Annotated in this window: 21 protein-coding genes and 1 pseudogene; 12 read left to right on the top strand and 10 right to left on the bottom strand. The window is 69.2% G+C overall.

Going from position 1 to position 26,356, the window contains the following annotated elements:
- Positions 1 to 10: 10 nt before the first annotated feature.
- The 5 genes and pseudogenes from ACZ32T_RS25925 to ACZ32T_RS25905 form a co-directional block, all read right to left on the bottom strand.
- Positions 11 to 460: a MarR family winged helix-turn-helix transcriptional regulator gene (locus ACZ32T_RS25925; protein WP_467369273.1), complete on the bottom strand. Its 450-nt coding sequence runs from the start codon at positions 458 to 460 to the stop codon at positions 11 to 13.
- A 100-nt stretch (positions 461 to 560) separates the two neighbouring features.
- Positions 561 to 1,427, bottom strand: coding sequence for a fumarylacetoacetate hydrolase family protein (locus ACZ32T_RS25920; protein WP_467264618.1), 867 nt, complete (start codon positions 1,425 to 1,427; stop codon positions 561 to 563).
- 33 nt (positions 1,428 to 1,460) lie between these two features.
- The gene (locus tag ACZ32T_RS25915) at positions 1,461 to 2,501 is read right to left on the bottom strand and encodes a cupin domain-containing protein (RefSeq protein ID WP_467264620.1); all 1,041 of its coding nucleotides are present in this window, start codon (positions 2,499 to 2,501) and stop codon (positions 1,461 to 1,463) included.
- Positions 2,502 to 2,524: 23 nt separating this feature from the next.
- The gene (locus tag ACZ32T_RS25910; RefSeq protein WP_467369270.1) at positions 2,525 to 3,739 is read right to left on the bottom strand and encodes an FAD-dependent monooxygenase; all 1,215 of its coding nucleotides are present in this window, start codon (positions 3,737 to 3,739) and stop codon (positions 2,525 to 2,527) included.
- Positions 3,740 to 3,931: 192 nt separating this feature from the next.
- Positions 3,932 to 4,174 (bottom strand): annotated as a pseudogene (locus ACZ32T_RS25905) (CoA-transferase); the annotation flags it as partial.
- Between the two features lie 397 nt (positions 4,175 to 4,571).
- Between ACZ32T_RS25905 and ACZ32T_RS25900 the strand changes: the two are divergent.
- Positions 4,572 to 5,819, top strand: a complete 1,248-nt coding sequence (locus ACZ32T_RS25900; protein ID WP_467369268.1) for an MFS transporter — start codon at positions 4,572 to 4,574, stop codon at positions 5,817 to 5,819.
- A gap of 10 nt (positions 5,820 to 5,829) precedes the next feature.
- Here ACZ32T_RS25900 and ACZ32T_RS25895 read toward each other — a convergent pair whose 3' ends face one another.
- Positions 5,830 to 6,867, bottom strand: a complete 1,038-nt coding sequence (locus ACZ32T_RS25895; RefSeq protein WP_467264628.1) for a LacI family DNA-binding transcriptional regulator — start codon at positions 6,865 to 6,867, stop codon at positions 5,830 to 5,832.
- 72 nt (positions 6,868 to 6,939) lie between these two features.
- Positions 6,940 to 8,010 carry a LacI family DNA-binding transcriptional regulator gene (locus ACZ32T_RS25890; RefSeq protein WP_467369266.1) on the bottom strand — a complete coding sequence of 357 codons (1,071 nt, stop codon included), beginning with the start codon at positions 8,008 to 8,010 and terminating at the stop codon, positions 6,940 to 6,942.
- A gap of 233 nt (positions 8,011 to 8,243) precedes the next feature.
- On the opposite strand from ACZ32T_RS25890, the gene ACZ32T_RS25885 reads away from it, so the two are divergent.
- The 6 genes from ACZ32T_RS25885 (at position 8,244) to ACZ32T_RS25860 (ending at position 18,527) form a co-directional block, all read left to right on the top strand.
- The gene (locus ACZ32T_RS25885) at positions 8,244 to 9,560 is read left to right on the top strand and encodes an ABC transporter substrate-binding protein (RefSeq protein ID WP_467369263.1); all 1,317 of its coding nucleotides are present in this window, start codon (positions 8,244 to 8,246) and stop codon (positions 9,558 to 9,560) included.
- Between the two features lie 102 nt (positions 9,561 to 9,662).
- On the top strand, positions 9,663 to 10,547 hold the full coding sequence (locus tag ACZ32T_RS25880) for a carbohydrate ABC transporter permease (protein ID WP_467369260.1): 885 nt from the start codon (positions 9,663 to 9,665) through the stop codon (positions 10,545 to 10,547).
- Between the two features lie 4 nt (positions 10,548 to 10,551).
- Positions 10,552 to 11,460: a carbohydrate ABC transporter permease gene (locus ACZ32T_RS25875; protein ID WP_467264637.1), complete on the top strand. Its 909-nt coding sequence runs from the start codon at positions 10,552 to 10,554 to the stop codon at positions 11,458 to 11,460.
- Positions 11,461 to 11,531: 71 nt separating this feature from the next.
- A complete protein-coding gene (locus ACZ32T_RS25870) occupies positions 11,532 to 14,102 on the top strand; it encodes a family 78 glycoside hydrolase catalytic domain (RefSeq protein WP_467369258.1) in 2,571 nt (856 codons plus the stop codon).
- Positions 14,103 to 14,660: 558 nt separating this feature from the next.
- Positions 14,661 to 15,923 (top strand): ABC transporter substrate-binding protein, encoded by a 1,263-nt coding sequence (locus tag ACZ32T_RS25865; protein WP_467369256.1) that lies wholly within the window; start codon positions 14,661 to 14,663, stop codon positions 15,921 to 15,923.
- A 129-nt stretch (positions 15,924 to 16,052) separates the two neighbouring features.
- Positions 16,053 to 18,527, top strand: coding sequence for a glycoside hydrolase family 3 protein (locus ACZ32T_RS25860; RefSeq protein WP_467264645.1), 2,475 nt, complete (start codon positions 16,053 to 16,055; stop codon positions 18,525 to 18,527).
- 378 nt (positions 18,528 to 18,905) lie between these two features.
- Here the strand turns inward: ACZ32T_RS25860 and ACZ32T_RS25855 are convergent, their stop codons facing one another.
- Complete coding sequence (locus ACZ32T_RS25855) at positions 18,906 to 19,766, bottom strand: 3-hydroxybutyryl-CoA dehydrogenase (RefSeq protein ID WP_467264647.1); 861 nt, start codon at positions 19,764 to 19,766, stop codon at positions 18,906 to 18,908.
- 196 nt (positions 19,767 to 19,962) lie between these two features.
- Here ACZ32T_RS25855 and ACZ32T_RS25850 point away from each other — a divergent pair, with 196 nt between their 5' ends.
- Positions 19,963 to 21,225, top strand: a complete 1,263-nt coding sequence (locus ACZ32T_RS25850; protein ID WP_467264649.1) for a glycoside hydrolase family 10-like protein — start codon at positions 19,963 to 19,965, stop codon at positions 21,223 to 21,225.
- Between the two features lie 115 nt (positions 21,226 to 21,340).
- On the opposite strand, the gene ACZ32T_RS25845 is transcribed toward ACZ32T_RS25850, so the two are convergent.
- Positions 21,341 to 21,544, bottom strand: a complete 204-nt coding sequence (locus tag ACZ32T_RS25845; protein WP_031097534.1) for a DUF1918 domain-containing protein — start codon at positions 21,542 to 21,544, stop codon at positions 21,341 to 21,343.
- A 42-nt stretch (positions 21,545 to 21,586) separates the two neighbouring features.
- Positions 21,587 to 22,561 carry a DMT family transporter gene (locus tag ACZ32T_RS25840; protein WP_467369254.1) on the bottom strand — a complete coding sequence of 325 codons (975 nt, stop codon included), beginning with the start codon at positions 22,559 to 22,561 and terminating at the stop codon, positions 21,587 to 21,589.
- On the opposite strand from ACZ32T_RS25840, the gene ACZ32T_RS25835 reads away from it, so the two are divergent.
- The 4 genes from ACZ32T_RS25835 to ACZ32T_RS25820 all read left to right on the top strand — a co-directional run bounded on the left by ACZ32T_RS25835 (position 22,560) and on the right by ACZ32T_RS25820 (position 26,349).
- The gene (locus tag ACZ32T_RS25835) at positions 22,560 to 24,020 is read left to right on the top strand and encodes an aminotransferase-like domain-containing protein (RefSeq protein WP_467369252.1); all 1,461 of its coding nucleotides are present in this window, start codon (positions 22,560 to 22,562) and stop codon (positions 24,018 to 24,020) included. The genes ACZ32T_RS25840 and ACZ32T_RS25835 overlap by 2 nt on opposite strands.
- Positions 24,017 to 24,451 carry a GNAT family N-acetyltransferase gene (locus tag ACZ32T_RS25830; RefSeq protein ID WP_467264657.1) on the top strand — a complete coding sequence of 145 codons (435 nt, stop codon included), beginning with the start codon at positions 24,017 to 24,019 and terminating at the stop codon, positions 24,449 to 24,451. Before ACZ32T_RS25835 ends, ACZ32T_RS25830 begins: the two co-directional genes overlap by 4 nt.
- 70 nt (positions 24,452 to 24,521) lie before the next feature.
- Positions 24,522 to 25,097, top strand: a complete 576-nt coding sequence (locus tag ACZ32T_RS25825) for a histidine phosphatase family protein (protein WP_467264659.1) — start codon at positions 24,522 to 24,524, stop codon at positions 25,095 to 25,097.
- Positions 25,098 to 25,197: 100 nt separating this feature from the next.
- Positions 25,198 to 26,349: a serine hydrolase domain-containing protein gene (locus tag ACZ32T_RS25820; protein WP_467264661.1), complete on the top strand. Its 1,152-nt coding sequence runs from the start codon at positions 25,198 to 25,200 to the stop codon at positions 26,347 to 26,349.
- The last annotated feature ends 7 nt before the right edge of the window (positions 26,350 to 26,356 follow it).

Here is a 26,356-nt window from a genome sequence, read left to right as displayed (position 1 = left end):
CTGGCAGGTCTCATGCTCCGTCGCGGAGTGACTCCTCATCCAGCGAGGCGAGTCTGCTGAGGATGTCAACGGCTATCGCCCGTTCGCCCTCGGGAAGTGATCTGAGAAGTAGTTCGTTGATCCGTTCCGCCGGAGCGATCAGGGAATCGAGCAGTGCGGCCCCCTCGTCGGTGAGACTCAGCAGGGTTCGCCTGCGGTCTTCCTCGTCGCGCACTTGGCTCACGAGCGCCTGGTCGGTCAGGCGGCGGATCATCAGGTTGACCGTGGAGCGGTCCAGCGAGGTGAGGCGTCCGAGAGTCCGCTGGTCCACGCCGGGGTCCCGGCTCAGCGCGTTGAGGATGGCGAACTTCTGGGAGGTGATCTCCCGGGACACGTGCTGGCTCCAGAGGGCCGTGTGCACCTGCTCAGCACGGCGGATCAGATGGCCGATGTAGTTGGGCAGCTCCAGCGCGCGCGCCACGGTGCTCCCTCCGTCCGTTGTCCAGGTGGTGCCGGCCGAGAGACAGCCGGTCTGGATGGAGTCTAGGAGTGCGCGGCACCACCCTGTGCGCGACCTTCCCTCAGCGGTCCCGTCGCCCGGGGCGCTGCCCGTACGGGGTGGCCCGGGAGCCGTCGACACCCACTTCGAGGCGGCCGACCCGGTCGATCTCCAGGACGACGCGGTCCCCGTGGCTGAGAGGTCCCACTCCGGCGGGCGTGCCTGTCGCGATCACGTCGCCGGGGTGGAGTGTCATGACGGACGAGGTGTAGGCGATCAGCTCCGCGACCCCGAAGATCAGATCGGCCGTGTTGGTGCGCTGCCGGGTGGCGCCCCCGACATCACAGCGCAGGTCGAGGGAGTCGGGGTCCGGGATCTCGTCCGCGGTCACGATCCAGGGCCCGATCGGTGTGAACGTGTCGAACGACTTGCGCGTGGAGCGGTCCTCGCCGGAGCGCACGGTGACGTCCAGCACGCAGGTGTAACCGAAGACGTGATCCAGCGCGTCCTTCGCGTCGACGTGACTGGCGGTGCGTCCGATGACGACGCCGAGCTCGCCTTCCTGGTCGGTGCGCTTGTCGGTGTAGGGCAGGACGATGTCCTGACCCGGTCCGATCACCGAGGAGTTGGCCTTGAGGAAGACCCCGAGGTCGGCGACCGAGGTGGTGTAGGCCATCTCGGCTTTGTGGTCGAGGTAGTTGACCGGTGCGCCGACGACCTTTCCGGGCCGGGGCAGGGGGGCTTCGATGTCCGCTTCGTCGAGCGGAACGCGAGCGCAGCCGGTGAGGTCGACCTGTACTGCTCCGTCGCGTGCGACGGTCTCGATGTGCTGGTGCAGCGCACCGGCCGCACCGGGGGTGCCGTTTCCGGTGAGTTGTTCGGTCACGTCGACGATGTCGTCGCCGTCGACGATTCCGAGGCGTCCCTTGTTGAACAGGGCCAGACGCATGGTGGCCTCCTTGTGAGGTGTCGGGTGGGGAGATCAGGCGCCGGGGTCGGCGTCTTCGGCGCGGTAGAGGCCGAGGGAGCGCATGACGGGCTCGTCGCTGTACGAGAACAGGACCGCGTCGTCGGAGGCGGAGGCGTTCAGATGACGGTAGGAGGCCCAGCCGGGCACGGCGAAGGTGTCGTGCTCGGCCCACTCCAGCCGTACGCCGTCCACGATCGTGGCGCCCTCACCGCGGACGACGTTGAAAATGGTGGAGGCCGTGTGGCGACGGCCGGCTCCCTGGAATCCGGGGCGCAGGCGCTGGACGCGGCAGCCGATGGTGGGCATGACGGGGCCGCCCGTCCAGGGGTTGGTGTACTCCAGGACGATGCCGTCGACGTCGCTTCCCTCGGCCGTGTCGGCGATGCCCTCCAGTGACCGCTGGGTCTCCTGCCAGGTGTAACGGGTGACGGGGGAGTGGGGCCCGTCCTGCGAGAGCCAGACGGGATTGAGCCTGCCGTGGAGGAACTGCCTGCTGCCCGCGTCGTCCGCTCGTGTGACGGGCTGGAGGCGCTGGTGGAACTTCTCGTAGAAGCCGGCTTCCAGGGCGTTGACCAGGGGGTAGTCGAGGGCGTCGAGCCAGATCATGGGCGCGTCGCCCTCGTGGGTGTGGTCGTGCCAGTGCCATCCCGGGGTGAGGAGCAGATCGCCCGGCTCCATGAAGACGCGCTCGCCGTTGACGGTCGTCCACGCGCCGCTGCCCTCCAGGATGTAGCGGAAGGCGTTGGATGTGTGCCGGTGGGCCTGCGCGGTCTCGCCGGGCAGGATGACCTGCAGTCCGGCGTAGAGCGTGTTGACGGTGGCCGGGGGGTCGGTCAGGCCGGGGTTGACGAGCATGAGGACGCGGCGTTCGGCCTCTTCCAGCGAGAGGGTCCGGGAGAAGTGCAGCAGGAGGGGCCGCAGTTCCTGCCAGCTCCAGCGGTAGGGAACGGCGCGGCTCTTCGGCTGGGCGGGGAACAGGTTCCCGTAGAAGCGCCAGAGCGGAGCCGCACCCAGGCCGGGCAGGGCCTTGTAGGCGAGTTCGTCGGTCGTCATGGTGTCCTCCTGCGGTTGCTGGATCACGGGATGGGGACGGTGGCCGGGGACGGCGTCCACACCCAGGAGACGTCGTCGAAGTCGTCGGGCCCGCGTGACGCGAAGAGCTGGTTGCGCAGGGTGGCGCCCATGCCCTCCAGGTGGCAGATCTCGCCGAAGCGGCGGGCGTTGGTCTGGATGAGGGCCGCGCGCTCGCGGCGCTGATCGGCGTACGCCGCGAAGGCGTCGGCAGGGTCGGTGAACCGGCCGAGAGCCCCTCCGAGGGCGACCGCGTCTTCCAGTGCCTGACAGGCGCCTTGGGCCAGGTACTGCAGCATCGGGTGCGCGGCGTCACCGAGCAGGGCGATCCGGCCGTGCACCCAGTTGTCGATGGGGAGACGGTCGAACAGAGGCCAGCGCCGGTCCCGCGCTATCAGGGGCAGGGCGTCACGCACGGCCTGGCAGGTTCCCGCGAAGCGTTCCTCGAGCTCGGCCTCGGTGCCCCAGGCGTCGGAATCCGGTGTGTAGTGGTCGCTCTCGAACACCGCGACCTGGTTGTAGAGCTCGCCGCGCCGTACCGGGTACTGCACCAGGTGCATGCGAGGTCCGGCCCAGACCATCACCGCGTCCGAAGCGGCGTGCTGTGACATCCGGCCGGTCATCTTGTGGGCGGGAAGGGCTCCACGGAACGCCACGTAGCGTGAGCAGACAGGCTCGCCGTCGCCGACCAAGGCATGGCGCAGCCGCGAGTGCAGACCGTCCGCCGCCACGACCGCGTCGGCCGTCAGCTCCGTCGTGGTCTCGGCGAAGTGCAGGTGTACCGCGGAGTCGTCCTGTTCGGCGTGTGTAACGGTGTGCCCGGTGCGCAGCGTGATGGAGGGGTGTTCCTTGCAGGCGGTGAGGAGCGCGGCATGCAGGTCCGTGCGGTGCGTGACCAGGTAGGGGTGACTGAAGCGCTCGACGTACGCAGGGCTGCGGAGATCGAGAGAGGTGACCTGATCTCCGCTCAGGGCGTCCATCATCACGAGCCGGGGCGGGGCGACAGCGGTGCGCTGGACCGCATCGAGCACCCCCAGTTCTTCGAGGGCATGAGAAGCGTTCGGGGCGAGCTGGAGGCCGGCTCCGATCTCCCCGAACCGGGCGGCGCGTTCCACCAGGGTTACTCGGTGGCCGGAGCGGGCGGTGGACAGCGCTGCGGCCAGACCACCGATACCGCCGCCGACCACGGCGATACGGAGTGGAACAGGGGTCACGGACATATGGCCTCCTTGGCAGAGGAGTGGAGGACACCGCTGGAAGGCGACGAGGGGCGCCCCGGAATGATCAGTACGCTAATCATTGGTGTACGGATCATATTGCGAGGGTGTTACCCCGGTGTCAACGGTTCCGCAGAGAAAGGTCAGCAGCGACTCAGGCCGTCGGGAGCAACATGCGGCCGTGTGGCTGTCCGCGTGAACGGGAGTGTCGGTGTGCCTCCTGACATCTGCGAAGGCGACACCCGGGGCGGTCTCGACGAGGGCGAGGCCGCGAGCGGTCACATCCAGCACACAGAGATCCGCGATGACGCGGTGCACGCAATGCCGGCCGGTCAGGGGGAGCGTGCACTCCTGGAGGATCTGGGGGCTGCCGTCCTTCGCGGTGTGCTCCAGAAGGACGATGACGCGGCGGGCGCCGTGGACCAGGTCCATCGCCCCGCTCGCCACCGTGCACCTGGTGAAGCCACCCCGCGAAGCGGTCCCGCTGCGGGAGGTGATGTGTTGGCACCCGGTCCACACCCACGACGCGGCCCACGTCCGGCTGCCTGAAACGACTGCTCGCGTGGGCAGGCACATGACTCACGTGTCCGAGGCGCCGACCGCAGACCGATGAGTGTGCGTCCCTGCGGTCGCCAGTGAGAGCCGGCCGGAAAAATCGCGCCATCCACGGCTTGGATCGCCGTCATCCGAAACTTGGATCCCGTGGGGGGTGGGAAGTGCAGCGCCCGGACCGCATAGTCATGGCACATCACGCGCCCATGCGCCGCGATCTCCGACAGCCGGACTCGCCCGCTTCATGGCGCGACCTTCCCGCCTCGCATCCTGGAGTGCCGCCATGCCGGTTTCTGCTGACCCGCCTGTCAGTGAGCGCGATGACCACCCGGCTGTGGCGGGCAGGCTGCCGGCTGCTCTGCTGATGGCCGGCAGTTGTCTGCCCATCCTCGGCGCCGTGCTGCTTGCTCCGGTTCTGCCTCGCATGCAGGACCACTTCGAGGGTGTACCGGGTAACGCGGCGTTGGTCCCCCTGGTGCTGACGATCCCGGCGCTGTCACTGGCTCTCCTTGCCCCGTTCGCGGGTGTCATCGTCGATCGGCTCGGCCGGAAACGCTTGTTGGTCGTGGCGGCGATCTTGTACACGTTGTTCGGAACGGTCCCGCTGTGGCTGGACTCCCTGCCCGGCATCGTGGTCAGCCGCGTGCTGCTAGGGATCGCTGAAGCCGCCATCATGACCTGTTGCACCACCCTGATCGGTGATTACTACACCGGCAAGGTGCGTGACCGCTATTTCGCCCTGCAGACGATGTGCGCGTCGGCATCCGCCACCGTCTTCTTCGTATGCGGAGGTGCTCTCGGGGCGATCAGCTGGCGTGCACCCTTCTGGCTGTACGCGGTGGGTCTGCTGCTTGCCCCCGTCATGGCCAGGGTGCTGCCGGCACCGGCGCCCAGTGCCAAGCGTGTTGCCGGGGAGGAGCCCGTCGAGGCCGAGCGTCGGCCCTTTCCCCTGCGCCGGATGGCTGGCCTGTGCCTGCTGACGGTGTTCGGGGCGGTTGTCTTCTACGCCGTCCCTGTGGAGATGTCCTACCTCCTCGACGACTTGGGTGTGGATTCCACCGGCGTCATCGGAGCGGTTACGGCGATCGCCAGCGCCGCCACCGTTGTCGGCTCGATCGTCTTCACCCGGCTCACCGACCGGCCGCGACGTCGACTGCCGGCACTCTTCTTGTTGTGTGCCGCCGGCTTCCTTGTCATGGGAATCGCCGAAAGCCTCCCCGTGTTGATCGCGGGCGCCGTGTTGAACTGCGTCGGGACGGGGCTGCTCCTGCCCTCGCTGCTGACGCTGGCGATGTCCCGGCTCGACTTCGCCGACCGAGGGCGCGGTACCGGACTGTGGACGGCGGCGTTCTTTCTCGGTGAGTTCGTCTGCCCACTGGTCCTTCTGGGAGGCAAGGAAGTCCTGGGCGACCTGGCATCAGCTGTCGGGCTACTCGGACTCGTCACCCTGCTGGTCTCGGCCGCGCTGCTGCCCTTCACGCGCCGTTCAACGCAGCGGGAGCTGCATCACCGTGTTCCTGAACAGCCCTGACCGGTCCGGGTCACCGCGCCGGCGCGGCCAGGGTCGACCGGCGCACGACCAGTTCCGGCTGCAGTACGACGTGGGCGTGTTCGTGGCCGGCGCCGCGGGTCGTCTCCTCGATGAGCAGGCGGCCGGCCTGCCGGCCCATCGCCACCGCGGGCCGGCGCACCGAGGTGAGCGGGACGACGGCGGACGCGGCGAATTCGATGTCGTCGTAGCCGATCACCGCGAGGTCCTCCGGCACTTTCAGCCCGGCTTCGTACAGTGCCTGGAGTACGCCCAGGGCAAGCAGGTCGTTGGCGCAGAAGACGGCGGAGGGGCGGTGGGGGAGACCGAGGATGCGGTGCCCGGCGTCCTTGCCCGCGCCCACGGTCAGGTCCGCACAGGCGAGCTCCCTCAGGGCTGTGAGCTGGAGTCCGGCCTGGGTGACGGCGTTGACGGCCCCCCTGCGGCGGTCCCGTACCTGTTGGAGTTCCGGACCGCTGACATAGGCGATGGAGCGATGCCCTTGGTCGATCAAGTGGCGTACCGCGGCGTACCCACCCGTCACATCGTCGATGCCGACGGAGCACGCGCCGGGCTGGGGGCCGTAATGGTCGGCGACGACGAAGGGAACAGCATTCCGCCGGAAGGCGGCCACTGTGCGCCCGACGGCCTCGCCGGAGGTCAGCACGGCACCGCGGATCCGGTGCGAGGTGATCAGGGAGAGATGGCGTGTCTCCTCTTCGGGGTCGCGGGTGCCGGTGCAGACCATCACACCGAGGTCGGCCTCGCGGGCGGCCTGCTCCACCCCTGTGGCCAGGGCGGTGAAGAACGGGTGAGCCAGATCCGGCACGAGCACTGCGAGGACACGGGCCGCCCATCCATGCAGTTGCCGGGCTCCTTCTGTCCTTACGTAGCCCAACGAGTCGATGACTGCCAGTACGCGGGTCCGGGTGGGCCCAGCCACGAGTTCCGGGCGGTTGAGCACGTTGGAAACGGTGCCGAGGGAAACGTCGGCCTCCCGCGCGACATCCTTTATGCCCACTCTGCGGCGTACGGCATTCTCATGGTCCATCAGAGTCCTCTGTGTGAGCCTCGGTTCAAGACATCTCGGAGGGTGCACGGCAGGACCGCTTCCATGCACGGTCTAACTGCCGCCCAGGGCGGTGGTGCTGCCCCGTACCACCAGTCGCGGTGTCATGGAGGTCTGCATGGCCCTGTCGCGTCGGCCCTCCACGCGCTCGATCAGCATGCGGGCGGCGGAAGAGCCCATGGTGTACCCGGCCTGGTCGACGCTGGTCAGCTGGACGGGGGCCAGAGCGGCCAGAGCCGTGTTGTTGTAACCGACGAGCGAAAGGTCTTCCGGGATACGCAGCCCGAGTTCGTGGGCCGCACGATAGATGCCCAGAGCGGCCACATCGGCGCCGGTCATGACGGCGGTCGGCTGGCGCTCGTCCGTCAGCAGAGTCATGCCCGCCTTGAAGCCTCCTTCGTCGGAGTACGCGGCGTGATGGACCTGCGCGCGCTCGGCGAGGCCGTGGCGTTCCATGGCAGAGCGGTAGCCGGCGGTCAGGACGACCTCGGGGGTGCGCTTCCACTGATTGGCCTTCGTGCCGGGGGCGGACACCAGGGCGATGTCCCGATGGCCGAGCGCCACCAGATGATCCACCACCAGCCCCGCGCCCGTGTCGTCCGCGTCGACCACCGAATCATGAGCGTCGGTGCCGTCGTGGTGGCCGATGACGACGGTCGGGGTGGCCACCGCCGTCGCCAGCACCTCGGCGCGCGAGGTCCCCGGAGCAATGAGAATCAGGCCGTCCATCTGACGGTCGACCATGGAACGAATGGTCTTCGCCTGTTCATCCGGGTCGAAGCCGGCCGCGCCGATCAGCACCGTGTACTCACTGTCGCGCAACTCCTCCTGGATGCCGTCGAGGATGTCCGCGAAGAAGGCGTTGCGGACGTTGTCCAGCAGCACGCCGATCGTGTACGTCCGCCCCCGCATCCCGCGAGCTGCCGCCTGCGGCCGGTAGTCCAGCTCGGCGATGGCCGTCCGCACCTTCTCCTGCATGCCCGGGCTCACGCCGTAGGCGTTGCGCAACACCTTGGACACCGCGGCGACGGACACGCCCGCATGCCGCGCGACATCGGTGATGGTCACACGCTTGTTCTGCTTCGGTGCGGCGGACCCGCCCATCGTCAGCACTCCAGATTCCATAAGCATCGGTGTAACGGTCTACATAATGACGCCTGGATGACGACAAGGCTACTGTCCCGTGCTCCAGTGTTACAGCTCCGTGTCTTGACGGATCCATCGGTGCGGTGCAGGGTGTTGCTCACTTCGTGGTGGAGAACGTTACACACAGCCTTCTGCGCGGTCGGACCGTCTACCTTCCTCAGCGCCGCTCGACGTTCCTCGCCCCCTCTCTCAAAGCCCTCCGGGAGTCTTCCGTGTCCCTTCGCATGCCCCGCGTTCGTCGTGCGCGTCTGAGCCTGTTCACGGCCGGCACCGCCTCACTGGCCCTGCTCACCACCGCCTGCGGCGGCGGCGGCGCCGCATCCTCTGCCGCGCCCAAGGAATTCAGCTATCTGGGCGTCACCGAGAACACCACCGTCAAGACCGCCCTGACCACCATGTCCAAAGGTGCGTGCAAGTCGGCGAACGATGCGCTGCCGCTGAAGGTGGAGACCGTCCCGCAGGCGAGCTTGGACCAGAAGCTGCAGCTGCTGGCAGGCCAGGACGCCCTGCCGGTGCAGTTCGCTGCGGGCAACGCTCCCGCGCTGACACAGCAGTTGGCGAAGTCGGGCAAGGTCGCCGACCTTGAGAAGGAGCTCAAGTCGCTCGGCGTGCTGGACCAGTTGGAGCCTGCCGCCGTCTCCACGATCAAGGCCTTGTACGGCGGCAAGGTCGAGGTGTTGCCGTACGAATACAACATCGAGGGCATCTTCTACAACAAGAAGCTCTTCCAGGAGAACGGCATAGCCGTGCCGGGCACCTGGGACGAGCTGGTGGCCGGCGCGGCGAAGCTGGACGCCAAGGACATCCAGCCCTTCACCGCCTCCGGTCAGCAAGGGTGGCCGATCACCCGCCTGGTAAGCACCTACCTCTACCGCAGCCTGGGCCCCGACGCTCTCCAAAGGGTGGCCGACGGCAAGGCGAAGCTCACCGACCCCGAGTACGTGAAGGCCGCAGAAGAGATCGCAGCCCTGGGCAAGAAGGGGTACTTCGGCAAGGGTGTCGGCTCGATCGACTACGACACCGCGATGAACCAGTTCCTCAACGGCAAGGCCGCCATGTTCTACATGGGCAGCTGGGCGCTGGCCAACGTCTCCGACGCGAAGCAGAACAAGGTCGGCGCGCAGAACGTCGGCTTCATGCCCTTCCCCGCTGTCGCCGGTGGCAAGGGCTCCATCGACCAGTACCCCTCCAACGTCGGCCTCGGCATCACCCTCGGCGCGAAGTCCTTCGACAAGAACACCGGCGCCTGGGCGTCCTGCATCGCCAAGAACTACGGCAGCACCGCGCTCAAGGACCACGGCTCCATCTCCGGCTTCAAGGTGAACACCGAGGTGAAGGACGCCAACGAGGTCACCACTCAGGTCCGCGAGACCATCAGCACGTCCAAGCAGAACGTCCTGTGGTTCGAGGCTCTGTTCAGCACCAAGGCCACCACCGTGAGTCAGACCAACGCCGCCGGCCTGGTGGCCGGGAGCATGAAGCCCGAGCAGTTCATGCAGACCGTCCAGGACGCGCTGGCCGCCCAGTGATCAACCGGGGGCGGCCCATGGGCCTCCTCGCGCCGTACACGTGGGCCGCCCCCGGTTTTGTTCCGACAGGTTTCTTCAACGGAAACGAAGTGGACACCATCCATGCACCGCGTACTCGGTGACCGCAGGGCCATCGCGATCCTCCTCGGTCCCGCCCTTCTGGTCTATTCATTGATCATGCTGGTCCCGATCGTGTGGTCGCTCGGGTATTCCTTCACCAAGGGCAACACCATCGACGGCTTCACCGGAAACGGGGCCGCCAACTTCTCCCGCCTGTTCGATGACCCGGCCGTCCGTGACGCCCTCTGGTTCACTCTCAAATACGCCGCCATCGTCACGGTAGGACAGGTGATCGCCGGCTACCTGCTGGCACTGCTCTACGTATTCTTCCTCAAGAAGTCCTCCGCGCTCATCCGCACCTTGGCCTTCTTCCCCGTCGTCCTGCCCACGGTCGCGGTGGGCCTGCTCTTCCAGAAGTTCTTCCAGGTCGCCCCCCAGACAGGCCCGGTCAATTCGCTCCTCAACGCGGTCGGGCTTGATTCCATCGATTTCTTCGGCAGCGCGGGAAGCGCATTCTGGGTGCTGATCGTCATGGACATCTGGCGCTCCATGGGTTTCTACGCCGTGCTGCTCTTCGCCGGCCTGGTCGACATCCCTGACGAGGTCCTCGAATCGGCCCGCCTCGACGGCGCCTCGGGGCTCTGGCTGATCCGCCACATCGTGCTCCCGTTGTCCCTGCCTGTGCTGATGTCGTCGCTCATCTTCAGCATCAACGGCACCCTGAAGGTCTTCGACTCCGTCGTCGCCCTCACCAACGGCGGCCCCGGCAACGGCACCACGCCGTTGACCTTGTACATGTTCCAGACGTCGTTCACCTACAGCGACTACGGCTACGGCAGCACCATCGCCCTGCTGCTGACGGTCGTGTGCCTGCTGGTGAGCCTGGTCGTCTACCGCGTCTCCCAGCGCGACATCACGGAGGGCTGAACACATGGCCATCGACATACCTGTGAAGACCTCCGCAGGCCGCTGGAGCCGGGGGGCGTCCGGGAACGCCGGGCCTAGCCGCAGGCCCAGGACACCGCGCCGCCTGTGGGTGAAGATCGTCGTCACCCTGCTGCTGGTCGTCGAGATCTACCCGCTGATCTGGATGTTCCTGACGTCCCTGAAGTCCAACGACGACTACCTGAACAACTCCACCTGGAGCCTGCCCACCACCTGGGAATGGGGCAACTACTCCGAGGCCTGGACCACCGGCCACCTGGGCCTCTATGTCCAGAACAGCCTGCTCGCCGTCCTGCCCGCACTGGCGCTCATGCTGTTGCTGGGCACGGCCGCGGGATTCGCCCTGCAGATCATGGTGTGGAAGGGCCGCAGCCTCACCCTTCTCGTCTTCCTGGCGGGCATGATGGTCCCCCCGCAGATGATCCTCCTGCCGCTGTTCACGGTGTACTTCCAGGCAGGTCTGTCCGGCACCCTGTGGCCGCTGATCCTCACCTACACCGGCACCGGCCTGCCACTGACCGTCTTCATGATGGCCACGTACTACCGCACCGTCCCCCGCGAACTCTTCGAGGCCGCCACCATCGACGGCGCCGGCATCCTGCGCGCCTTCTGGACCATCAGCGTGCCCCTGGTCCGCAACGCCCTGCTCACGGTCGGCCTGGTGCAGTTCTTCTTCATCTGGAACGACCTGCTCATCGCGCTGACCTTCACCAACAACCAGGACCTCCGGACCATTCAGGTCGGTCTGCTCAACTTCACCGGAGACTTCGGCGCCACCCAGTACGGGCCGCTGTTCGCCGCGATCTGCATCAACGTGTTCGGCACCCTCCTGATCTATCTCTTCCTCAACCAGAAGGTCATGAAGGGCCTCACCTCGGGAGCGGTCAAGGGCTGAGCCAGGCCCGTGCCCCCCGTTCCCGTGTACGTGACGAAAGGCTTCCCTTGCTCCCCCCTCAGCCCTCACCGGTGTCCTTCGAACATCTTCCGGACGGCCTCGGAGTCGGTGCCCCGGCCCCGCGCCTGACGTGGACGTTGCCGAAAGGCAGCGGTCCCCAGGAGGCGTACGAAGTCGAATTCACTCGCGCCGGACGGGCCGACCGCACCGGACGAGTCGCCGGCCGGGACCAGGTGCTCGTCGCCTGGCCCGGCGCACCGCTGACCTCCCGCGAACGTGTAACCGTTCGTGTCCGCGTCTGGACGACGGGCTCCGAGGCCCCCTCGGGCTGGAGTCGGCCGAGCGGGGTCGAGGCGGGCCTGCTCGACGCGGCCGACTGGCACGCGGTCCCGGTGGGTGCAGCCTGGGACGAGGACCCGGAAGCAGGCCGTCGCCCGGCACGCGTCCGCAGGGACTTCCACCTCGACGGCCGTGTCACCAGCGCCCGCCTCTACATCACGGCGCACGGCCTGTACGAGGCGGAGATCAACGGGCGCCGGGTCGGCGACGAGACCCTCGCTCCAGGCTGGACGGTCTATCCGCACCGTCTGCGCTACCGCACCCATGACGTCACCGGCCACCTCACCGAAGGTGCCAACACCATCGGTGCCTGGCTCGGTGACGGCTGGTACCGCGGCAAGTACGGCTTCGACGGCGGCACCCGCAACATCTACGGCACCGACCAGTCCCTCATCGCCCAGCTCGAGGTGACGTACGAGGACGGCACCACGGCCACGGTCGCCACGGACGGCACCTGGAGCGCCGCCCCCGGGCCGATTCTGACCAGCGGCCTGTACGAGGGCGAGACGTTCGACGCCCGGCTGCACGATCCCGGCTGGGCCACCCCGGCCGGCGCCGCCGCGGGGGAGTGGGCTCCGGTGCGTACCCACAGCCGTGACCTCGGCACCCTCGTTGCCCCTACAGGCCCACCGGTGCGCTGCACCGAGGAGATCGCACCGGTCGAGGTGACCCGCACCGGTGACGACCGCCACCTGCTCGACTTCGGCCAGAACCTCGTCGGCCGCCTCCGCGTCACGCTCGACGGCCCGGCCGGCACCGCCGTCACCCTCCGGCACGCCGAGGTCCTGGAGGAGGGTGAACTCGCTACGCGGCCGCTGCGCGAGGCCTACGCAACCGACACCCTGATCCTCTCCGGACGGGGCCCGCTCAGCTGGGAACCACGCTTCACCCTCCACGGGTTCCGCTACGCCGAAGTCAGCGGCTGGACGGCGGACCTGACCGCCGGCATGGTGACCGCCCGGGTCTACCACACGGACATGCGCCGCACCGGCTGGTTCGAATGCAGCGACCCCCTGGTCAACCGTCTGCACGAGAACGTCGTGTGGAGCATGCGCGGCAACTTCGTCGACATCCCCACCGACTGCCCCCAACGCGACGAGCGCCTCGGCTGGACCGGCGACATCCAGATCTTCGCCCCCACCGCAAGCTTCCTCTACGACTGCGCGGGCATGCTCGACTCCTGGCTCACCGACGTCGGTCTCGAGCAGCTGCCCGACGGCACGATCCCCTGGTACGTCCCCGTCATCCCGGGCGCACCGATGTGGACGCCGATCCACCCGGGAGCCGCCTGGGGCGACGTCGCCACGCTCACCCCCTGGACGCTCCACCAGCGCTTCGGGGATCTCGACCTCCTCCGCCGCCACTATCCGATGGCCAAGAAGTGGGTCGACCTCGTCGAAAGCCTCGCCGGCCCGACCCGGCTGTGGGACGCAGGCGTTCAGCTGGGGGACTGGCTCGACCCGGCCGCACCACCCGACGACCCGGCCGCGGGGCGGACCGACCGCTACCTCGTCGCCACCGCCTACTTCGCCCACTCCGCCCGCCACCTTGCCCTGGCGGCAGCCGCGCTGGGAAAAGACGCGGACGCCGAGCGATACGGCGCACTCGCCGACGAGGTGGCCGACGCCTTCCGCCACCGGTACGTCCTTCCCTCGGGCCGCATGACGAGCGACAGCCCCACCGCCTACGCCGTCGCACTCGCCTTCGGCCTGCTGACCCCGCCGCAGAGGCGGCCGGCAGGAGACCGCCTGGCCGAGCTGGTCGTCGAGGACGACGCCCGCATCGCCACCGGCTTCGTAGGCACACCGCTGATCTGTGACGCGCTCACCGACACCGGGCACCTCGACATCGCCTACCGCCTGCTCCTGCAGACCGAATGCCCATCCTGGCTGTACACCGTGACCATGGGCGCCACAACTGTCTGGGAACGCTGGGACAGCCTCCGGCCCGACGGCTCCCTCAACCCCGGCGGCATGACCTCGTTCAACCACTACGCTCTCGGAGCCGTCGCCGACTGGCTCCACCGTGTGGTCGGCGGCATCACCGCCACGGCCCCCGGATACCGAAAGATCACCTTCCGCCCACGCCCCGGCGGTGGTATCACATCAGCCCGCACCCGGCACGAGACCCCCTACGGAACGGTGGCCATCTCGTGGGAGCAGACCGCCACGGGGCTGACAGCCGACATCGTCGTACCGGAAGGCTGTGAAGCAATCGCGGAACTGCCCGGCTGTACGCCGGTCGCCCTGGGGCCAGGCGAACACGCCCTCGACACGGCGAAACTCGCCATAAAGGTTGTCTGACCAAACTCTCACGCATCAGCTACAGGGAGCCCGGCGCATGCCTGCATGCGCCGGGCTTTGTCGTGTCATTCCAAGTTTCGTCGAACTCTCCGGTATTCGTCTGGTGGATGGTCTTCATCCATTGCGCTGATAAATGGCAGTCTCATGAAGGGTTTCAATTGAAATTTCAGATCGCTTTGTTTGAGGGGAGGGGTGGCCTTGATGGTTGTGAGATTTCCTTGAGGTGCGTGCTCCCCGAGGGTTGACCTGAAGCCGTGAGAGGCAATAGTTTCCCTTTTGTTGACTGAAGCGCTTCTCGAATTGTTGTCACCGGACACCGGAATTTCTTGCCGTGAGACGCGGCGGCGGTCATCTCGAAAGAGCTGGAAATGCGTTTCGCCAGCAAGAGGTGTTCGTAGAAGACCCCTCCTCAAGCTGGGGCCGGCCGAGCACCTGACTGCCCGGCCGGCCCCGACCCCCACGGCGGCCCGTCGAGCGGCCGGCGATTCGTCCGCGAGAGCCGCTGGCCCCAGCAGTACTTCGGCACCGCACATCCCCTTCTCCTGCACGGAGCCTGTCATGAGAACCTCCCGCCGCGTCCGTGCCACAGTCATGGTCACGAGCCTCGCCCTGAGCCTGAGCGCATGTGGTGGGTCCGGCTCGGCAGCCCCCGACGACGGCACTCTCAAGATCACCGCCAACATCACCGACCGCTCAGCCATGAAGACTGTCGTGGCGGCCTTCGAGCGGGAGAATCCGCAGGTGAAGGTCGCGGTGACCTATGCCGACACCGACCAGCTCCAGAGCACTCTCCCCGCCCAACTGTCCTCAGGCACGGCGCCTGACATCTTCACTGTCTGGCCCGGCTACGGCAATCCTGCCGCTGTGCGGACGCTGGAGTCCGCAGGCCGGCTCGCCGATCTGTCCGGTCTGGAATTCGCGCGCAGAGTCCCGGAAGACACCAAGTGGGTGACCCGGGTCGGCGGCGCCACCTATGCCGTGCCGGCCAACTACAGCGGTATCGGTGCGATCTACAGCAAGGAGGCCATGCGTGACATCGGCGGCACCGCCCCGGAGACGTGGGACGAGTTGCTGCAGCTGTGCGACAAGGCGAAGGCCGGCGGCAAGGTGCTGTTCGCGCTCGGCATCGAGACGCCGTGGGTGACCCAGCTCGTCGATTACGCGTTGGCCGCCACCACTGTCTACGCCGGTCATCCGGAGTTCGCGACGGAGATGGGCAACGGCGGGGCCACCTTTGCCGACTCCGGCTGGAGGAAGGCGTTGGAGAAGTACGTCGAGCTCGATGAGCGGGGCTGCTTCAGCAGCGATCCCTTGGGAACGAGCTACGAGACGTCCATCCAGGACGTTGCCGAGGGCAGGGCGGTGGGCGTCGTACAAGTCGCCAGCAGCACCTCGGCCATCACCGCGACAGCTCCGGAACTTCGACTGGCCATGTTCGCCCTGCCCGCGAGCGACAACGCGGCACAGACCCACATGCCCGGCGCCGTGTCAGCCGCCTACGGAGTCAACTCCGACAGTGACAACAAGGAGCCGGCCATGAAGTTCGCCGCCTTCCTCGGGTCCGACGCCGGCCAGCAGCTCTACAACCAGGACAGCGGCACGCTGCCTGCCATCCCCAACGACCGCTTCACGGCCGACCCCGTCCTCAAGGAACTGGTCGCACACCAGAAGGCCGGCACCACCGTGCCCTTCATGGATCAGCTGTGGCCCGACCCTCAGGTCCAGCAGGAGCACTTCATACAGATCCAGAAGCTGTTCTCCGGACGCACCGATATCGACGGCGTCCTTGCCGCCCTCGACGAGGCCTACCAGAGGGGATAGGCCGCAGGCGCCGTGCCCAGGCGGCGCGCGCCAGTGAGCAACCCCTCAGCCCCGCAGGGTGCGGCGTCCCGCTGCTCGCGCCGACCAAGGCGCCGTTCTGTCCTGCCCATTCCTCATGGAAGAGCCGCCATGAACCGTCGTACATTTCTCTCAGCCGCCGTCCTCACCGCTCTGGCCTCCGGCATCGCACCGGCCGCCGCGGCGCCCCGTCGTACCACGGGTGCCGCACCCGACAGCAGGGCCGTCGCCCTCCTCGCCAGGATGACCGCCGCACAGAAAGAGGCCCTCGTCCGCTGCGACTTCGCGGCCCTGAGTTCGCTCGGCATACCCGCCCTGACCATGGTGGACGCCTCAGCCGGCCTGCGCGGGGAAACCGGCGTCACGGCCTTCCCCGTTCCCCTCGCGCAGGCCGCGACATTCGATGCCGACCTCGCCGGCCGGCTCGGCCAGGCGCTGGGAGCCGAAGGACGCGCCAAGGGTTACAACAATCTTCTGGGCCCCACCGTCGACACCGCCCGCACCTGGCACTTCGGCCGACAGGCCGAGAGCATGGGAGAGGACCCGCTCCTCTCCGGCACCCTCGGCGCGGCGCTCACCAGGCGCATTCAGGAACAGCACGTCGTCGCCACCCTCAAGCACTTCAGCGCCTACACCCAGGAAGTCAACCGCTTCTTCGTCGACGCTCAGATCTCCGACCGGGCCCTGCACGAGATCTACCACGCCGCCTTCGAACGCATCATCGACGCCGTGCCCGTCACCTCGGTGATGATGGCCTACCCCAAGATCAACGGAACGTTCGCAACCCAGAGCCCCGCACTGTTCAACGACCTCAAGAAGACCATCGGTCTGAAGGGCTACACCGTCCCCGACTTCTGGGCCGGCGACGACCCCGTAGGAGCCGTCAAGGCAGGCATGGACCTCGGCGGACTCGGCCCCGGAGGCGTGAAGATACCTGTCGGCGGCCTCACCGACGGCAGCGTCCCCACCGCCCGTCTGGACGATGCCGCCCTGCGCATCCTCAACACCATGTACGTCAACGGCCTGTTCGACCACCCCGTACCGGCGCCCGCCGCGAACGTCAGTACCCAGGCACACAAGGACCTCGCCCACGACCTCGCCGTCAACTCCACGGTCCTGCTCACCAATCACAGCCAAGCCCTCCCACTGACCTCCACCATCAAGTCGCTAGCCGTGATCGGCCCGGCCGAGGACACCGCTCTGACGGGAGTATCCGGCTCCACCTACGTGAACCCCGGCACCTGGACCACTCCGCTGGCGGCCATCAGGGACCGTGCCGGTACCGGGGTCGCCGTCACCTACCGTCAGGGAACTGTCGGAGACATCCCCCTCACCGCCGTCCCGGCGACAGTGCTGCGCACAGCCTCCGGCGCGGCGGGGCTGACCGGCAGCTTCTACGCCGCGGCCCAACCGTCCGGCACTCCGGTCGCCACACAGGTCAGCGCCGGTATCGACTTCACCAGTGCGCCCGTGGCCGGTCTGCCCGCCGTGTGGTCGGCCCGCTGGAGCGGCACCCTCACGCCGACCGACACGGGCCCGCACCGTTTCTCGTTGCTGCCCGCAGGCACCACCAAGCTCGTCATCAACGGCAAGACGGTCATCTCCGGCACCCGTCACAGCCGCCGGTTCTTCCTCGGGCCGTACGACTACCCGCTCCAGGGCACCGTCGATCTCACGGCGGGAAAGGCGGTGAGCATCAGCGTCGAGTACAGCAACAGCACCGCCGACACCGGTACCTGCGGCCTCACCCTCGGCTGGCAGCCGAAGTCCCTCATACCCGACGCCGTCGCCGCAGCACGGGCCAGCGACGCCGCCGTCGTCATCGTCAACCGGGTCGCGGGCGAGGACATGGATCACGGCTCCCTCGACCTGCCGGGCGACCAGAACAAGCTCATCGCCGACGTCGCGGCAGCCAACTCCCGCACCATCGTCGTCCTGAACACCGACGGCCCCGTCGCCATGCCGTGGATCAACGATGTCGAAGCGGTCGTCCAGCTCTGGTACGCCGGACGCGCCACGGGCACCGCACTGGCGGCCGTCCTCTTCGGCGACGCAGACCCTTCAGGCCGCCTTCCGGTCACCTTCCCCGTCACGGCGTCCCAGGGACCCGGGGCCACGGAGGCCGCCTACCCGGGCAACGGCCCCACGGTCTCGCACAGCGAGGGGCACCTGGTCGGCTATCGCTACTACGACGCGAAGAACCAGAGCCCGCTGTTCCCCTTCGGACACGGCCTGTCCTACACCACCTTCAACCTCGGCTCCCTGGAGACGTCCTACAACGCAGCGACCAGGACGCTGACTGCCGCCGTCACCCTCACCAACTCCGGATCTCGCGAAGGCACCGAAGTCGTGCAGCTCTACGCGGCTCTGCCCGCCGACGCCCAGGCCGAGCCACGGCGCCTGATCGGCTTCCGCAAGGTCACGCTCGCTGCCCGTGCAAGCACCCGGATCACCTTCAGCGTTTCAGCCCGCGATCTGTCGGTGTGGACTGCCGGCGCCTGGAAACTCATCCCCGGCTCCTACACCGTCCACGCCGGCCGCTCCTCACGCAGCCTGTCTGTACAGCGCCTCGTCACCGTCAGCTGAGCCACGAGGAACCCTGCCGAGGGCGACAGGCTCTGCGGAGGAAGCTCATGCGGGCAGCATGAGGAGGCCGGTCTTCGACTGGTGGTCCGCAACGGCCGCCACCGGCCGCGGACTGCCAGTTCCGCCGATACCCTCCGGCCGGCACACGGAGCAAGGGCCCGATCTGGCTCACGGTCCGGCCCGCGGCCGACCAAAACCCTCCCGCCCCGGAAATGGCCAGCCCCCGGAAGCATCCGTGCCGAGGCTCCGTAGCGCTCCGGCACGGAGCCGGGTCGGCAGCGGAAGACGAGGCTCTTTCGGAGCCGCACACGGTTCTGACCTCGTAGAACCTGCCCCCGCGGGCCCGGCAGCGTGAGCGCCGGGCCCCGGGACAGGTGGTCAGTCGTACGGGTAGAACCCCGAGCCCGTCTTGCGGCCGAGCCGGCCCGCGTCGACCATGCGCTGGAGCAGCGGGGGAGCGGCGTACAGGGGCTCCTTGTACTCCGCGTACATCGAGTCGGCGACCGAGGCCACGGTGTCCAGGCCGATCAGGTCGGCGAGCTTGAGCGGGCCCATGGGGTGGGCGCAGCCCATCTCCATGCCGTTGTCGATGTCCTCGCGGCTGGCGATGCCCGACTCGAACATCCGGATCGCCGAGAGCAGATAAGGGATCAGCAGGGCGTTGACGACGAAGCCCGACCGGTCCTGGGCGCGGATCGCGTGCTTGTCCAGCACGGTCCGCACGACGGCTTCCGCGCGCTTTATGGTCTCGTCGGACGTCGTCAGCGCGGGGATCAGCTCGACGAGCCGCTGCACAGGCGCCGGGTTGAAGAAGTGGATGCCGATGACCTGATCGGGCCGGGAGGTCGCCACGGCCAGCTTCACCAGCGGGATGGAGGAGGTGTTCGAGGCGAGGATCGCGTCCGGCCGCGTCACCACCTGGTCGAGCACCTGGAAGATCTCCGTCTTGACCTGCTCGTTCTCCACGACTGCCTCGATCACGAGATCGCGGTCCGCGAATTCGCCGAGGTCCGTGGTGAAGCTGAGGCGGGCGAGGGTCTCGTCGCGCTCCTCCGCGGTGATCTTTCCGCGTTCGGCGGCCTTGGAGAGGGAGTTGTGGAGCCGGGTACGCCCTATCTCCAGGGCCTCACCGGTGGTCTCCGCCACCTTGACCTCGAGGCCGCTACGAGCGCACACCTCCGCGATGCCCGCGCCCATCTGGCCACAGCCCACCACTCCGACGCGTGCAATGTCGGCCATAGAGTCCGTCACCTCGTGCCTTTCGCTGATCTCCGTGCGGCAGTCCCGTCCGATACCGGCGCCCGCCTCGACCCCACGACGTTACTCCGCGATCCGTCTCCGGCGAGCTGCGGGTCCTGCGGTCCGTGAGCGGGCATGATCTGTGTCACGGACTGCCGACGTGACACACGGGAACGAAGAGACGAAAGGTGCGCAGATGCCTCGTATGGGCCGGAGGTCACTGGTGATGGGAGCAATCGGCACAGTGGCCGCGCTGACGACGGCGGGTGATGCCGCCGCCGTGCGCGGGCCGGGATCGCCCCGGCACGGAGGCCGGGGCCGCAGGGCGGGCCAGGGCGAGCTGCGTGGTGTGTGGATCGCCACGGTGGCCAACCTGGACTGGCCGTCGAAGCCGGGCCTGAGCGCCGCGGCCCAGGAGGCGGAGCTGATCGCCCACCTGGACCGGGCGGTCGCTCTGCGGTTGAACGCCGTCGTCCTCCAGGTCCGGCCGAGCGCCGACGCCCTGTGGCCCTCGTCGTACGAGCCGTGGGCGCAGTGCCTCACCGGTGTCCAGGGCAAGGACCCCGGCTGGGACCCGCTGGGTACGGCGGTGCGTGAGGCGCATGCCCGGGGTCTGGAGCTGCACGCGTGGTTCAACCCGTACCGGGTCGCGAACCACACGGACCCGTCACGTCTCGTCGCCTCCCACCCCGCGCGTCTGCACCCGGACTGGGTCCTGCCGTACGGCGGGAAGCTCTACTACAACCCGGGGCTGCCGGAGGTCAGGCAATTCGTCCAGGACGCGATGCTCGACGCGGTCAGCCGCTACGCCGTCGACGCGGTGCACTGGGACGACTACTTCTACCCCTACCCGGTGGCCGGCCAGGTCTTCGACGACGACGCCGCGTACGAGCGGTACGGCGGGGACTTCGCGGACAAGGCGTCCTGGCGCCGCGACAACACCGACCGGCTGGTGCGCGAGACGTCCGAGCGGATCAAGGAGGTGAGGAGCGGCGTCCGGTTCGGGATCAGCCCCTTCGCGGTGTGGCGCAACGCCGCGACCGACCCGCTGGGTTCCGACACCGCGGCCGGCGTGCAGACGTACGACGACCTGCACGCCGACACCCGGAAGTGGGTGAAGGAGGGGTGGATCGACTACATCTGCCCGCAGATCTACTGGAACATCGGTTTCTCCGCCGCCGACTACGCGAAGCTGCTGTCGTGGTGGGCCGGGACGGTCCGTGGCACGGGCGTCGGGCTGTACATCGGAGAGGCGCTCTACAAGGCCGGGGACCCCGCCCAGCCCGCGGCCTGGCAGGACCCCGCCGAACTCTCCCGGCACCTCGATCTCGCCGCGGGCCATCCGGAGGTGGGAGGCCATGTCTACTTCTCGGCCCGGCAGGTGAAGTCCGACCCCATCGGGGCCATGGCCCGGGTGGTGGCCGACCACTACCAGGTCCGGGCCCGCACGCCCCGCTGATCCGCTCGGACCGACTCGGACGACCCGGGAGCCCGGCCGGAGCCGCCGGCCTCCCGCTCAGCACGGCCCGGACGCGTGGGCCGGTGGCCACTCGTGCCCCTGGCCCACGCGCGTTCTAGCGGTCCCGGTCCTCCGGGGCGGTGTGCTGGACGACGCTGTCGGGACCCGGGGACCTGATCGATTCGTGCCCGTCCTCGAAGCGCAGACGGTACGGGGGACTGCCCCCGTCGCCGAGCACCTCGATGATCTCTGCGACCCGGTCGTGCTGTCCCACGGTCCTGCCGTGTGTCAGCAGCCGGTCGCCCGTGTGTGCCTCCATCGGGAGTGACCTCCTCACGGGTGGCGGTCCATGTCGACAAGTCTATGTCTCCATGGGTGCGTCGGCTCTCGCGCGGGCAGCGCGACGGCTCCCCGCGCGCTGCGTGACGGCGATGCAGACCAGGACGGCCACCGCCGCCACCGGGGCGGCCGTGGAGACCCGCTCGCCGAGGGCGAGGAACGACCAGACCAGGGTGAGCAGCGGCTGCGCCAGCTGGAGCTGGCTGGCGCGCGGGACCCCGATCTCCGCCATCCCCCGGTACCAGACGTACAGCCCGAGGAAGGTCGACCCGGCGGCCACCCAGACCAGCCCGATCACCCCGTGCGCCGTGAGGCGCACCGGTTCGAAAGGCAGCGCCACTGCCGCTCCGGCCACGGCGAGCGGCAGCGCGAGGACGAGGGCCCAGCCGACCACCTGCCAGCCCGCCATCACCCCGGCCAGCCTGCCGCCCTCGGCGTAACCCGCCGCGCAGACCAGCAGCGCGCCGAACAGGTACAGATCGCTGACGGAGAGCTTTCCGCCACTCTGCTGGACGGTGAAGGCGATCACCACCGCCGCCCCGGCCAGCGCCGCGGCCCAGAAGGCGCGCGGCGGGCGGGAACCGGTGCGCAGTGCCGAGAGGAGTGCCGTCGTCAGTGGCAGCAGCCCCACCACGACGGCCGCGTGCGAGCTCGTCGAGGTCTGCAGGGCGAGCGTGGTCAGCAGGGGGAAACCCACCACCACGCCGCCCGCGACGACCGCGAGGCCCGCCCAGTGGCGTCGCGCGGGCACCGGGACCCGGCCGACGAGCAGCGCGCATCCCGCGATCAGCGCCGCGAGCACGCTGCGCAGCGCGACCAGGGACCAGGGGCCGAAACTCTCCAGGCCCCACACCGTCGAGGGAAAGGTCAGCGAGAAGGCGAGGACGCCGAGACCGGCGAGCGCGACGCCGCCTCCCGGGCCACGTCGCCCTGCGGGCCGGGCGCCGTCGTCGACCGCTATTGCCACCTGATGAGTAGTGCTACTCTCTGCTCTCATGCATGAGCGTAGCAGTGTGGCTGAGCTGGTGACTTCTCTGAGAAGCGAGCTGAACCGCTACTCTCCAGGTGGGAAGCTGCCGTCCAGTCGCGCACTTGTCGACCGCTTCAAGGTCAGTCCGGTGACCGTCTCCCGGGCCGTCGCGCAACTGGCCGCCGAAGGTCTGGTCGTCACCCGCCCCGGGTCCGGTGCCTTCCGCGCCGAGGTCCGGACCCCCGCCCCCGCCCCGGGCGACACCTCCTGGCAGGAGGTGTCGCTCAGCGGAAGCGGCGGGCCCGAGGTCGTGCCGCGCACCGTGGACGCCTCGGGCGTCCTCGTCACGCTGGCCGAACCCCCGTCCGGCGTCATCGAGTTCAACGGGGGCTACCTCCACCCCGGCCTCCAGCCCGAGCGGGCACTCGCCGCCGCCCTGGCCCGGGCCGGCCGCCGGCCCGGCGCGTGGGGCCGGCCGCCCACCTGCGGACTGCCCGAGCTGCGTGCCTGGTTCGCCCGCGAGATCGGCTCCACGCTCACCGGAGCCGACATCCTGATCACGGCGGGCGGGCAGAGCGCCCTGGCCACCGCGCTGCGGGCGCTCGCCCCGCCCGGCGCGCCCGTCCTCGTCGAATCGCCCACCTACCCGGGCATGCTGGCCGCCGCCCGCGCAACCGGTCTGCGCCCGGTACCCGTGCCCATGGACGCCGACGGGGTCCGGCCCGATCTGCTGGAAGCCGCCTTCCGTGCCACCGGGGCCAAGGTCTTCGTCTGCCAGCCGCTCTTCCACAACCCGACGGGCGTGATACTCGCCCCCGAGCGGCGTGAGCGCGTCGTGCGCGCCGCCCGGCAGGCGGGCGCCTTCGTCGTCGAGGACGACTTCGCCCGCCGCCTCGTCCACCACGACGCGGGCCCGCTGCCCGAGCCGCTCGCCGCCGACGACCCGGACGGCGTCGTGATCCACGTACGCTCCCTCACCAAGATCACGTCGCCCAGTCTCCGCGTGGGGGCGCTCGCCGCACGCGGCCCCGTCCGGGAACGACTGCGCGCGATCCAGGTCGTCGACAGCTTCTTCGTGCCGCGCCCGCTCCAGGAGGCCGCGCTCGAACTCGTGGGCTCCCCGGCCTGGGAACGCCATCTGCGTACCGTGGCCGCCGAACTCGGCAGCCGTCGCACCGCGATGACCGCCGCCGTACGCGGCACGCTGCCCGAACTCACCCTGGCGCACGTGCCGTCGGGCGGCGGCAGCATCTGGCTCCGGCTCCCCGGGCCGGGCGCCGAGGAGCCCGCCCTGGTCTCCGCCGCGCTGCGGGCCGGTGTCGCCGTCGCGCCCGGTCGCCCCTACCACTGCGCCGAACCGCCCGCCGGTCACATCAGGCTGAGTTTCGCGGCCGTCTCGGGACCCGCCGAGATCGCCGAGGGGGTGCGCAGGCTGCGTACGGCCGCCGACGAGCTGCGGACGTCGGGCGATAGCCTCCCGGCATGAACGACCAGGACGGCGCCGAGCGCCACGAGATCTCCGACGACCCCACCCGGCTGGACGCGGCCCGGATCCACCACTGGCTGTCCACGGACGCCTACTGGGCCCTGGGGCGCACCCGTGAACAGCAGGACCGGGCGATAGCGGGCTCACTCAACTTCGGTGCCTACGACGCGGACACGGGCGAACAGACCGCCTACGCGCGCGTGGTCACCGACCGCGCCTCCTTCGCGTGGGTCTGCGACGTGTACGTCGACCCCGCGGCCCGCGGCCACGGTCTCGGCACCCGGCTCGTCACCGCCGTCCGGGACGAGCTGGCGCCGCTGGGGGTGCGCAGGTTCCTCCTCGCCACCAAGGACGCCCACGGGGTGTACGCGAAACTCGGCTTCACCCCGCTCGCCGAACCGGACATGTGGATGTCCCTCCAGATGGGCTGAGGCACAGACGTCCGCCCGGCGCCGCACCGCCCTCTTGACCGACGCGGCGCCGGGCCCCACGATCACGCGCATGAGTGTTCGGGTGTCCCTGGTCGCCGCAGCACGCAGCTCCGCCCTCCTCGCCGAGCGTTTCGACGACGACCGGCCCCTCGACCACGCCGGCTGGCGCGAGGTCCAGCTCGCCGCCCACACGCTGGTACGGCTCGGCGCCGCCGAGCTGCGCTACTGCTCACCCACCCCGCGCAGCCGCGCCACCGGCGATGCCCTGGGCTTCGCCCCGCTCGTCCAGCTCGCGCTGCGCGACTGCGACATGGGCCGCTGGCGGGGGCTCACCCTGTCCGAAGTGGCGGCCCGGGAGCCGGCCGGCGTCGACGCCTGGCTGGCCGACCCGCGCTCCGCCCCGCACGGCGGGGAATCCCTGCTCGCCTTCATCACCAGGGTGGGGAGCTGGCTCGACACCCGCCCGGTCCAGGAGGGAGCCGTCGTCGCCGTCGCCGAACCCGCCGTGGTCCGCGCGGCCCTGGTGTACGCCCTCAAGGCTCCGCCGTCGACGTACTGGCACGTCGACGTCCGGCCGCTCTCCACCGTGACGATCACCGGGCTGCCCGGCCGCTGGAGCCTCAGCTTCGAAGCCCTTCCACGCTGACCGGATCACCCGGTCGAAGGAACGGCGCGTACAGCACCTTCCCGCCGGTCCGACCGGTCGGTATGGTGCGGTTCCCTGGACTGGACGAGGAGAGAGACCCGTGCCGCAGATCGAAGGCCACTGTGACAACCGGTTCACCGCGGTGCGCGACGCGTTCGCGGCGAACTTCGCCGAGCGTGACGAGCTGGGCGCGGCGGTCACCGTCCTGCTCGACGGCCACCGGGTGGTGGACCTCTGGGGCGGCTGGGCCGACGGGGAGAGGACCCGCCGGTGGGAGCGGGACACCGTGGTCAACGTCTGGTCCACCACGAAGGGGCCGACCGCGCTCTGCGCCCATGTCCTCGCCGACCGCGGCCTCCTGGACCTGGACGCCCCGGTGGCCGCGTACTGGCCCGAATTCGCCGCCGCGGGCAAGGAGTCCGTGCGTGTACGCCACCTCCTCTCGCACCGCTCCGGGGTCGCCGGACTGCGCGACCCGCACACCCTGGCCGAGCTCTACGACTGGGAGCTGACGACGGCCCGCCTCGCGGCCACCGAGCCGTGGTGGGAGCCGGGCACCCGCTCCGGCTACCACGCGATCTCGTACGGGTTCCTCGTCGGCGAGGTCGTCCGCCGGATCACCGGACTGCTGCCCGGGGAGTTCCTGCGGAAGGAGATCACCGGCCCGCTCTCCATCGACTTCAGCGTCGGCCTCCCCGAGAAGGACGCCGGCCGGGTCGCCGAACTCGTCCAGCCGAAGACCGTAGCCCGTGAACAGGCCGCCTTGTTCGCCACGATGGAGCCGCTCGCCATCGCCTCCCTCCTCAACCCCGGGACGGGCACCGCCGCCGCCAACACCCCCGAGTGGCGCGCCGCCGAGATCCCCGCCGCCAACGGCCACGGCACCGCCCGCGCCGTCGCCTCCCTCTACGGAATCCTCGCCGGGCGGGGCAGCCTCGACGGCCGCCGGATCCTCTCCCAGGAGGCGGCCGAGCGGGTCCGCGAGGGGCAGGGCGCCTGCCGGGACCTGGTGCTGGGAGCGGGCTTCGCCCACGAGACGGAGCTCGGCCTCGGCCTCTGGCTGAGCGGCCCGAACGCGTCGTACGGCCCCAACCCGCGGGCCGTCGGCCACGACGGGGCGGGCGGCTCCTGCGGTCTCGCCGACCCGGAGGCCGGGATCGCGCTCGGTTACGTCATGAACCGCATGGGCCCCCACATCGCCGACGACCCGCGCAAGACGGCGCTGGTCGACGCGGTGTACGGGGCCCTGTGAGCGGCGG

Source organism: Streptomyces sp. NPDC023573, assembly GCF_055559735.1.
This window is presented reverse-complemented; position numbering and strand designations above follow the sequence as displayed.

Excerpts from the sequence above, each read along its gene's own strand:
- ACZ32T_RS25890 (WP_467369266.1), bottom strand. The coding sequence starts at position 8,010 with ATGGAATCTGGAGTGCTGACGATGGGCGGGTCCGCCGCACCGAAGCAG.
- ACZ32T_RS25855 (WP_467264647.1), bottom strand. The coding sequence starts at position 19,766 with ATGGCCGACATTGCACGCGTCGGAGTGGTGGGCTGTGGCCAGATGGGC.
- ACZ32T_RS25895 (WP_467264628.1), bottom strand. The coding sequence starts at position 6,867 with ATGGACCATGAGAATGCCGTACGCCGCAGAGTGGGCATAAAGGATGTC.
- ACZ32T_RS25865 (WP_467369256.1), top strand. The coding sequence starts at position 14,661 with ATGAGAACCTCCCGCCGCGTCCGTGCCACAGTCATGGTCACGAGCCTC.
- ACZ32T_RS25915 (WP_467264620.1), bottom strand. The coding sequence starts at position 2,501 with ATGACGACCGACGAACTCGCCTACAAGGCCCTGCCCGGCCTGGGTGCG.
- ACZ32T_RS25880 (WP_467369260.1), top strand. The coding sequence starts at position 9,663 with ATGCACCGCGTACTCGGTGACCGCAGGGCCATCGCGATCCTCCTCGGT.
- ACZ32T_RS25900 (WP_467369268.1), top strand. The coding sequence starts at position 4,572 with ATGCCGGTTTCTGCTGACCCGCCTGTCAGTGAGCGCGATGACCACCCG.
- ACZ32T_RS25875 (WP_467264637.1), top strand. The coding sequence starts at position 10,552 with ATGGCCATCGACATACCTGTGAAGACCTCCGCAGGCCGCTGGAGCCGG.
- ACZ32T_RS25830 (WP_467264657.1), top strand. The coding sequence starts at position 24,017 with ATGAACGACCAGGACGGCGCCGAGCGCCACGAGATCTCCGACGACCCC.
- ACZ32T_RS25920 (WP_467264618.1), bottom strand. The coding sequence starts at position 1,427 with ATGCGTCTGGCCCTGTTCAACAAGGGACGCCTCGGAATCGTCGACGGC.
- ACZ32T_RS25835 (WP_467369252.1), top strand. The coding sequence starts at position 22,560 with ATGCATGAGCGTAGCAGTGTGGCTGAGCTGGTGACTTCTCTGAGAAGC.
- ACZ32T_RS25850 (WP_467264649.1), top strand. The coding sequence starts at position 19,963 with ATGCCTCGTATGGGCCGGAGGTCACTGGTGATGGGAGCAATCGGCACA.
- ACZ32T_RS25860 (WP_467264645.1), top strand. The coding sequence starts at position 16,053 with ATGAACCGTCGTACATTTCTCTCAGCCGCCGTCCTCACCGCTCTGGCC.
- ACZ32T_RS25910 (WP_467369270.1), bottom strand. The coding sequence starts at position 3,739 with ATGTCCGTGACCCCTGTTCCACTCCGTATCGCCGTGGTCGGCGGCGGT.
- ACZ32T_RS25825 (WP_467264659.1), top strand. The coding sequence starts at position 24,522 with ATGAGTGTTCGGGTGTCCCTGGTCGCCGCAGCACGCAGCTCCGCCCTC.
- ACZ32T_RS25840 (WP_467369254.1), bottom strand. The coding sequence starts at position 22,561 with ATGAGAGCAGAGAGTAGCACTACTCATCAGGTGGCAATAGCGGTCGAC.
- ACZ32T_RS25845 (WP_031097534.1), bottom strand. The coding sequence starts at position 21,544 with ATGGAGGCACACACGGGCGACCGGCTGCTGACACACGGCAGGACCGTG.